The sequence below is a fragment of the Streptomyces sp. NPDC107546 genome (assembly GCF_055639175.1).
Genome location: NZ_JBVKBA010000075.1, coordinates 1 through 7,984, shown reverse-complemented (window position 1 = coordinate 7,984; position 7,984 = coordinate 1). Strand labels below are relative to the sequence as shown.

Genomic DNA, 7,984 nt, shown 5'->3' with positions numbered 1-7,984 from the left:
GGAAACGGTGGCCGACGGAGACGACGTGTCCTCCGACGCGAACGCGGCCGGTGCCGACAGCAGCGCGAGCGGGGCTATGGCAGCCGTCGCCGCCGTGGCCAGGGCACGGCGAAGCTTCATGAAGACCTCGAAGAGTCCGGTACGCCGCTACGACACGACGCATCTTGGGAGAGCCGCCCCGTGGCGGCTCAGGGTGTGGCCCGTGATTCGCAAGCTGTGACCTGTGTGCGCTGTGAATGGTTGCGCTCCCATTCACAGAATTCCTAGCCTGCCGAGAACGTCCACCCCTCCCACGGATGCGCACGCACCGGTGGGGCCAGCACGTCGGCCAGGACGCGGCCGGAGGCCTCGGTGGTCGACGGGCACAGCGCCCACGAGCTCATATCGCGCACCGATGAGTTTCCCGCGCTGCGCCGGTCTGTACGCGTGAGACCGACTCACGGAGGGCTGGAGCCGTGCGGAAACTGATCTACGGCATGAACCTGACCCTGGACGGCTACATCGCCGCGCCCGGCGACGACATCGGCTGGAGCGTGCCGAGCGACGAGCTGTTCCAGTTTTGGTCCAACCAGTTGCAGGCGACCGACTTGACGCTGTACGGGCGCAAGCTGTGGCAGACGATGAGCTCCTACTGGCCGACCGGTGACCAGCAGCCCAACGCCACCCCGGCGCAGGTCGAGTTCGCGCGCCGCTGGCGGAACATGTCGAAGGTGGTGTTCTCCTCGACGATCGACAAGGTCGACTGGAACACCCGCCTGGTCACCGGTGACGCGGTCGCCGAGATCTCCCGGCTCAAGGCCGAGGACGGCGGCCCGATGGACATCGGCGGCGCGACGCTCGCCGGGGCGGCCATGCGGGCTGGGCTGATCGACGAGTACGTGCTGGCCACCGCGCCGGTCCTGGTGGGCGGCGGCACGCCGTTCTTCACCGCGCTGGACAGCTGGGTGAACCTGAACGTGGTGGAGACGCGGACGCTTCCCTGCGGCGTGATCCTGACCAGGTACGAGACGAGGCGCTGAGCGCTCGTCCTGCGACTCGACCGCCCGCCGGGTCCACGCGAACGTGAACGCCACCACTGGGGTGGACAGCCAGCAGTGCGCTCAGCGCCGCTTCCCGGTCTGTCCGCCCCTTGCCGAGTCCGGGAGGCCGCCAGACAGCAGCGGCGCTCATCCGGTCGTCGGGTAGCCGATCTGGGCTATGTCCTTGGCCAGATCACCGAGTGTCACTTCCGGGTTCAACGCCGAGACGATCTCCTGAGTCAGCGGCGTGAGATCAAAAACCGCTTGCACCGCGGCCAGGTCAAGCGTGACCTCGTAGACCTCCTCGGCGAACTCCCGGTAGGCCTCGGCACTGCCCGCGATGAGCACATCGAACAGCCACTCAGCACCGTCGGCGTCGTCCATGTCCTCGTCCGGCGCGTGTACTTCGCCGCACCTCCACTGGCTGTCCGCACTCTCGCGCCAGAAGCAGACGGTCGCTCGGGGCAGCCCGTTGTGGTCGGCGAAGGCGGGCTCGTCCAGATAGGGACGGAAGACGTCCGGTACAGAGTCGAAGAGCCCAGGCCAGGGTGCCGGAGGCGCGACGTGATAGGGAGACATCGGCGACTCGTGGTCGCACGCCTGGGCATAGACCCCGACGGCGGAGAACACGATGGCGTAGTCGTTGCCAGCGCCGTCCCTCATGGAGGCCATCTCCTCGCCCGGCGACCAGCCGGAATCGAAGGAGTAATACCTCCACTCCCACTCAGGGTTCAAAACGGCGTCCAGCATCGCCAGGGCCCTGGACCGATCGCGGACCGTCGCGATGGCAGGCAGCTGCTTGATCACTTCATAGACTGACACGGAGCCATCCAAGCGGATCCCACTGGCACCTGCCGCGCTGGCCATAGTCCAGGAGGCGGCATGACAGCTGATGACCACACGGGCTTCGACCCCGTGGCCACCCCGAAATTCAGCCCTTACCAGATCTAACGGTTGACAAAATCGGCATATCGGTTTCTGGCGGGTGGGAGGGAAGGGTGGATCTGGATGTTGTCGCCGATGAGTTGTACGGCCTGCCGCCGGGTTCACCTCGACGCATGACCGGGGCGGTTTGCGCCCCGCGGATCTGTTCTTCGACACCCACGCAGACACGGGCGCCTATCTACAGGCGGCCGGACTGTTGTCGACCGGCTCTCTGGCCTAGAAGTACCAACGGTCTGGGCTTGGCCAGCCCAGGTCAGCTGGCCGGTTTAGCTTGTGCGCGCGTGTGGGCGAGTCGGTAGGACTCGGTGCCGGTCTGGATGATTCCACGCTCCCCCAGCGAGACCCCTGCTGACGTCGAAACAAGCCGACACAGCAAACTCGGTCAGAAGGTGACTCCCACAGGCACGTCGGAACGACTCCCACCCTCAGTAACAAAGCCAGACATCCACAGAGCCGAGCCGTCGGCCTGCTCCGGGAGCTGGAGGAAATGCAGCGGCCCCTGGCCACGGCAGACTGAGCGGGCCGCACACATGTGCAAGCCCTCGCTGCCCGAAAGAGGCAGGCAGCGAGGGCGCTTCCATCACAGGCGGCCGGTTCCACCGTCGGCACCTGCTCGCCGAAGCCCGCCGTCACCTCGCTCTCGTCCTGCGCGGCCGCCGCCACGAGCCGGGCCTGGACGAACACATCGTGGACGCCGCGCTCGCCACGTACTGCCTGGACATCAGCGAGCCGAAGACGCTGCGCGGCCTGATGCCCGCCTACCGCCTCTACACCGCCCGCTGGTCGCTGGCCGACCTCGAACCCGCCCGGTGCCCGCCGACCACCGCCCCGGACCGGCAGCCCCCGGCCGACTCGGGCCCACCGGCCGCGCCGCGGCCCTCGGACCTGGAGCCGGGGGAGTGGGAGATACCTCGCGTGCCGTTGCGGTACGAGCGGGCCGTCCTCGCCGGCGCGGTGGTCCGCGAGAAGCTGCGCACCACCGTCACCGCCGCGCGGGGCCGGGCGTACGACGTCGTCGCGCACCAGCAGGCGGCGATGCCCGAGCAGCTGCTCGCACCCCCGGCCGCCGACCCGGAGCACGATGACCCGGAGCCGGAGGCCGGGCGCCGGGAGGCGATCGACCTGACGGCGCTGAGGGCTTTGAGGGAGTCCCGAACGGACGTGGAAGCCCTCGATCTGACGGCCGAGCGGCTGCGCCACCCCAGGACGCGTTCACCAAGGCGGCCGACGCCTCCCGCGCCCTCGCAGACCGCTACGCCGAACAGGACGACGCCGACCCAGTGCGCCCGGCGCGCCAGGACGACCAGCGGGCGCACCGCCCGCAGGAGCCCGGACCGCAGCGCGGCCGGGAAGCCGGCCACTGACCGATGCCGGGGGTGTGCACCGACGATGCCCGGCATCCACTGGACCGCGTTCCGGTTGACGGTGACCAACCGCTGGGACGCGATGGTACGGCGTTGGGCCATTTCGTTCGCCCTGCCCGCCGGTACGCATGCTTATGAGGAAGGAACCGAGCGTGGTTCACCGTCGCTGCACGTGCTGCATGGCTTCGACCGCACCGCCGCCGCACCGCCGCCGCACCGCCGTCGCCCGACGCGGCGGCGCCGACGCGCTGGTCTGGGTGGTGGAATCGCCTGGGACTCGAACGTGCTGGGCGAGCGGGTACCCCTTGGCTGGGTGAAGCTGAAGGCGTGAGCATCAGTAGCGAGCACCCCGTAAGTGCTGAGCAGATCTACGCGGCGCTGGCCGCTCTGGCGGCTGAGCCGCTGGCAGATCCGGAGAAGCGACCCAGGGGGCCGCAGGAAGAGGACCGTCTGCAGTTGCTGGGCAGGCTGCTGGCGAAAACTGAGCTCGAGATCACCGCCGCAACCCGTCTGACCGAGGAAGGGGAGATCGAGGACGTCCTTGAGACGCTGCTCGGCTGGGGGGAACAGGTAGGAGCGGACTACGGCTTGGCGGTTAACGTCCTGACGAACCGGCTGCAGCGCACCGCGGTGCAGGTCTCCGAACCCGAGGCGGAAGAACTGTCACCGGGCCGGGAGGCCGCCTTCGCCGCCGTCATGACAGCGGTGTACGCGCTGGGCGCCCAGCTGCACGCCGAGCGCGGCGATACAGAGGGAACCCGAAGCGCTCTGAGCGGGGCGGAAGAGGCCCTCATCGACATCCTGCAAGGCATGCATGACCTGCGCGTCTCCATCGGCGACGCGCCCGGGCCGGACGCCTGAGGCTGGGATCCCGGGGGTGCGGTCTGCTCGGCGGCGTCCTGGATCGGGTGCGCGATGACAGCTGACGGTCACGGGGACGCTCGCGTACGGCGTCGACTCCACCGCCCACCGTCCCGCCGCCCAGACCGGGCGGGCGAAGCTCGCCGTCCTGCCGCGCGGCCTGGACCGCGCCACCCGCACACCCACGCCCAGCTGCTCAGCTCCATCCCCGCCACCAGCGGCGCAGTGTTCAGCCTCCACCGGCCCGGCACCGAGGCCAGCAGCGCGACGCTCAAGGCGAGCTCCCGCCTTGTGGCCGAGATCGCCCGTGCGGACATCGTCATCAAGGCCGTGGATTGCACCGAGGCGACACACCTGGCCGAGTCCGCCGTCGCCCTGAACCGGTCTCTGCCCGCCGCACCCGCCGAGGGCGACGTCCGCTCCAGCGGCAGCGCCCGCCTGCTCGCCGAACAGCGTGCCGTGCTCTGCCTGGATCCCCGCGCGAGCGCTCGTCCTGCTCCAGACGCCCCAACCGCCCCCTGCCCGGCCGTCGATCGGGGCACGTCCGCCGGGAGAGGGCCGCCCTGTGCCTGGGCACGTCGACTTCTTCGATGCCGTCGTCACCGCCTACCCCGACCACCTCGGCGTCTCCGTTCAACGTATCGGCGTGGTCTTGGTGCTCGGTGGTGCGAGCTCGCCCCGCACTTGCCGCACGCGCCGTGGTGCTCAGCCGCAGAGCGGCGGCATGCGCTGCTGCCGCCGCTCTCCGACTGCCGCCTCCGGTGCCGGCGGTCAGTGTGGTCAGCTGAACGTGTTGCAGCTGGCGACGCGGCCGGAGCGGTAGCCGGTGGAGAACCATTGCTGGCGCTGGCTGGCGGAGCCGTGGGTCCAGGTGTCGGGTGTGACCTTGCCCTGGTAGCGCTGCTGGATACGGTCGTCTCCGACGGCGGCGGCCGCGTCCAGCCCGCGGTTGATGTCGTCCCTCGTCAAGTCGGTGATCAGTGGCTTACCGCTCTTGGGGTCGGGGGTGGTGGTGGCGTGGTGGGCCCACACTCCGGCGTAGCAGTCCGCCTGCAACTCGAGTTTCACCGAGCCGCTGTTCTGGCCCTTTCCGCTGCCGCGGGAGATCGTTCCGCTGAGGTCCTGGAAGTGGTGGCCGTATTCGTGCGCGATGACGTAGGCCTCGGCGAACGGGCCGCCCTTGGCGCCGAACTTGCTGCTCAGGTCGTTGAAGAAGCCGAGGTCGAGATAGACCTTGTCATCGGCTGAGCAGTAGAAGGGGCCGACGTCGGAAGTCGCGTTCCCGCAACCGGTGTTCACACTGCCGGTGAACAGGAACGTCGGGGCCTGCTGGTACGGCTTGCCGGCGGCTGTCTCCGTCTGCTTCCAGAATGCCTGCACGCTGTCGACCACGGCGACGATCCGGCACTCCTCCTTGCGGTTGGCGTCGGCACCGGTCCGGCAGTCCGCCGCGAGGTCCGCGGCTGACTTGCCGGGCGAGGACGTGTCGCTGCTGCCCGAGCCGAACATGCCGGGGTCGACACCCAAGAGCACGGCCGCGACCAGCACCACGAGCCCGACCAGTCCCCCGCCGATGGTCTTCCCGCCGCCCGGGATCCCGCTCAGCGCACCTCCCCGACCGTCCTCGACCTCGGATGTGTCCAGAGCAGCATCGTCGTCGAATTGCATACGTTGACCCTCCCTCAAGCAGCGCGCCGGACCGCCCCGCGTCGTCCCGCTCGCCTACCCCGTACGAGGTCATCCCCATCCCGTCCTCTTCTTGCTCCGCCTCTCGGAGGAGCCGGCGGGCGACGCCGCGGCGCCGCTCTGTGGGTGAACGGCGGAGCGCAGTGCGCGGTGACGGCCCCTCCATGCCGTCGCCCGCGCAGCGGCATCCCGCCTGTCGCCGGTGCCGGGACCGTGCCTGCGAGGTTCAGATGACGGACGGCCGCCTCGGGTCGGTCGGGACGATCGCGTACTCGTCGAAGAGCCGTTCAAGGGCAGCACCCAGAGAATGCGGCGTGTCCGTCGGCCAGCGGGCATTTCTTCAGACCGGGGCCCTGGAGGTAGGGGAGGCTGATCAGGAGGTGGTCGCGGTGGAACCCGGGCAGCCACGGCTCCCTGGGTTACCCGGATCAGGCGGCGGTCGCCGTGGTGCGGCGGGCGGCCGCGGCGCGGGTGCGGGCGCTGTCGGTGGGGCGGATGCCGTAGCCGGCCGGATCGAGGCTGATCAGGCCGCGGTGCAGGCGGCGTATCCGCAGGGCCAGGTCGAGGCGGGGGCGTTTGGTGCCGCCGGGGCGCCCCTCCGAGCCTCCGCAGCTTGACTTCCCGCCCATCCGCAACGGCATTGACTACCTCGCCAGCGTCGTCGAGCACCTCGACGAGAACGAATCAGCGGTCGGGCCACGCGACCTGAAGTACGCCGTTCTGCACCTGCAGGCCGCGGTCGAAGTCCTGCTCAAGGCCCGCCTGCAGCGCGAGCACTGGAGCCTGGTCTTCAAGGACCCTGGCAGGGCGACCAGGAACGCCTACGACAGCGCGGACTTCGAGAGCTGCGGCACCGTCGCCGCGGTGGAGCGCCTGCGCGACATCGTCGGCATCACCTTCGACAAGAAGGAAATCGAGACGCTGAAGGAACTGGCGAAGGACCGCAACGCGCTACAGCACTACGGGCTCACGCACAACGCCCCCGCGGTGGAGGCCCGCGCCGGTCGGGTACTCGACTTCCTCATGCGCTTCCTGGAGACGGAGTTCCTGCCGCTACTCGAGGGCCCAGAGCGCGAGACGGCCATCCGGGAGATGGCCCCCGTGGCCCAGGGCGTGAAGCACATCAGTTCCTACGTCAGGCGACGCCTCAACCGGCTCCGCGGCGAGTTGCAGGGACTGGAGAGCCAGACCATCCAGTGCCCCGCCTGCGAGCAGATGACCCTGGTCGTCGCCCCAGGCGGCGGACACTGCCACCTCTGCGGCCAGTCATGGCACGACGGCGAACAGCTCCTGTTCGCCTACCTCCGCGGCCCCGATGTTGCGGGACGGTCCTGTCCCCAGTGCCACGTATTCGCTCTCGTGGCAGGCGTCGTGTTCGCCGACAGTCCAGAGGTCTCCGACACGCTGTACTGCTCCTCCTGCGGTACCCGCCACTCCTCTCACGAACTCGCGCTCTGCGCTGGCTGCACGCGGCTGTGGTTCATTGAGGCGGACATCGAGGGCTCGGTCGCCAACCTCTGCCCGGACTGCCGGGAGCAGCTGGAACCGGAGGACGTCACGTGACCACGGCCCTGGAATGCGCACCCCGGACGGCACTGGCCACGCTGCGCCGCGACCCGCGCGAGTAGTGGTCCGAGCACGCCCGACGGCTGTACCTAGCGTCCCGGTCTACAACCTGGGCTACGGACTCCGGCGTTCGTGAAGTCGTCTTTCTCCGTCGGCGCCCCCCAGTGACCTCCTACTCGTCGGCGACCGTGTCCACCAGTTGGCGCAGCGCGAGGAGCGCCGACAGCGCTTCGGAGGCGTTGGTCGACTCCAGGAGGGCCGTCGCCGGACTGAGGACGGCGACCAGGCGCCCGAACCGCACCGAGTCCGGGACATGGCGCAGCGCGGTCCGGAAGGTCGCCCCGCTCCAGTGGGCTCGGGCCAGTGGCTTTATTCACGAGTGGTGCCGTCAGTTGTTCATGGGTTTGGGAGGCACTCAGATCCACGGTCGGGTGGTGTTCACGAGTTGCGGTTCTGGTCCAACTTCTGTGGAGCTCTCACGCTCTGTAACCTGTCGGGACTGGATGGCCCTTCGTGACTCGTTGACAGACCTGTTTGGGATCA

7 protein-coding genes are annotated in these 7,984 nt (G+C 69.2%); 4 read left to right on the top strand and 3 right to left on the bottom strand.

The genetic code is table 11. The features are described 5' to 3' along the window. The first annotated feature begins 455 nt into the window (after positions 1 to 455). On the top strand, positions 456 to 1,019 hold the full coding sequence (locus ACZ7L1_RS39100; protein WP_471444464.1) for a dihydrofolate reductase family protein: 564 nt from the start codon (positions 456 to 458) through the stop codon (positions 1,017 to 1,019). Between the two features lie 147 nt (positions 1,020 to 1,166). Here the strand turns inward: ACZ7L1_RS39100 and ACZ7L1_RS39095 are convergent, their stop codons facing one another. Beyond that, the gene (locus tag ACZ7L1_RS39095) at positions 1,167 to 1,841 is read right to left on the bottom strand and encodes a hypothetical protein (protein ID WP_471444463.1); all 675 of its coding nucleotides are present in this window, start codon (positions 1,839 to 1,841) and stop codon (positions 1,167 to 1,169) included. 810 nt (positions 1,842 to 2,651) lie between these two features. On the opposite strand from ACZ7L1_RS39095, the gene ACZ7L1_RS39090 reads away from it, so the two are divergent. Next, a complete protein-coding gene (locus ACZ7L1_RS39090) occupies positions 2,652 to 3,659 on the top strand; it encodes a hypothetical protein (RefSeq protein WP_471444461.1) in 1,008 nt (335 codons plus the stop codon). Continuing rightward, positions 3,656 to 4,189: a hypothetical protein gene (locus ACZ7L1_RS39085; RefSeq protein ID WP_471444459.1), complete on the top strand. Its 534-nt coding sequence runs from the start codon at positions 3,656 to 3,658 to the stop codon at positions 4,187 to 4,189. The genes ACZ7L1_RS39090 and ACZ7L1_RS39085 overlap by 4 nt, the downstream gene beginning before the upstream one ends. 780 nt (positions 4,190 to 4,969) lie before the next feature. On the opposite strand, the gene ypfJ is transcribed toward ACZ7L1_RS39085, so the two are convergent. Then, the gene (gene ypfJ, locus ACZ7L1_RS39080; RefSeq protein WP_471444457.1) at positions 4,970 to 5,857 is read right to left on the bottom strand and encodes a KPN_02809 family neutral zinc metallopeptidase; all 888 of its coding nucleotides are present in this window, start codon (positions 5,855 to 5,857) and stop codon (positions 4,970 to 4,972) included. A 594-nt stretch (positions 5,858 to 6,451) separates the two neighbouring features. Here ypfJ and ACZ7L1_RS39075 point away from each other — a divergent pair. Continuing rightward, positions 6,452 to 7,438 carry a hypothetical protein gene (locus tag ACZ7L1_RS39075; RefSeq protein WP_471444455.1) on the top strand — a complete coding sequence of 329 codons (987 nt, stop codon included), beginning with the start codon at positions 6,452 to 6,454 and terminating at the stop codon, positions 7,436 to 7,438. 175 nt (positions 7,439 to 7,613) lie between these two features. Here the strand turns inward: ACZ7L1_RS39075 and ACZ7L1_RS39070 are convergent, their stop codons facing one another. Then, a complete protein-coding gene (locus tag ACZ7L1_RS39070; protein ID WP_471444453.1) occupies positions 7,614 to 7,742 on the bottom strand; it encodes a hypothetical protein in 129 nt (42 codons plus the stop codon). Positions 7,743 to 7,984: the final 242 nt, after the last annotated feature.

Excerpts from the sequence above, each read along its gene's own strand:
- ypfJ (WP_471444457.1), bottom strand. The coding sequence starts at position 5,857 with ATGCAATTCGACGACGATGCTGCTCTGGACACATCCGAGGTCGAGGAC.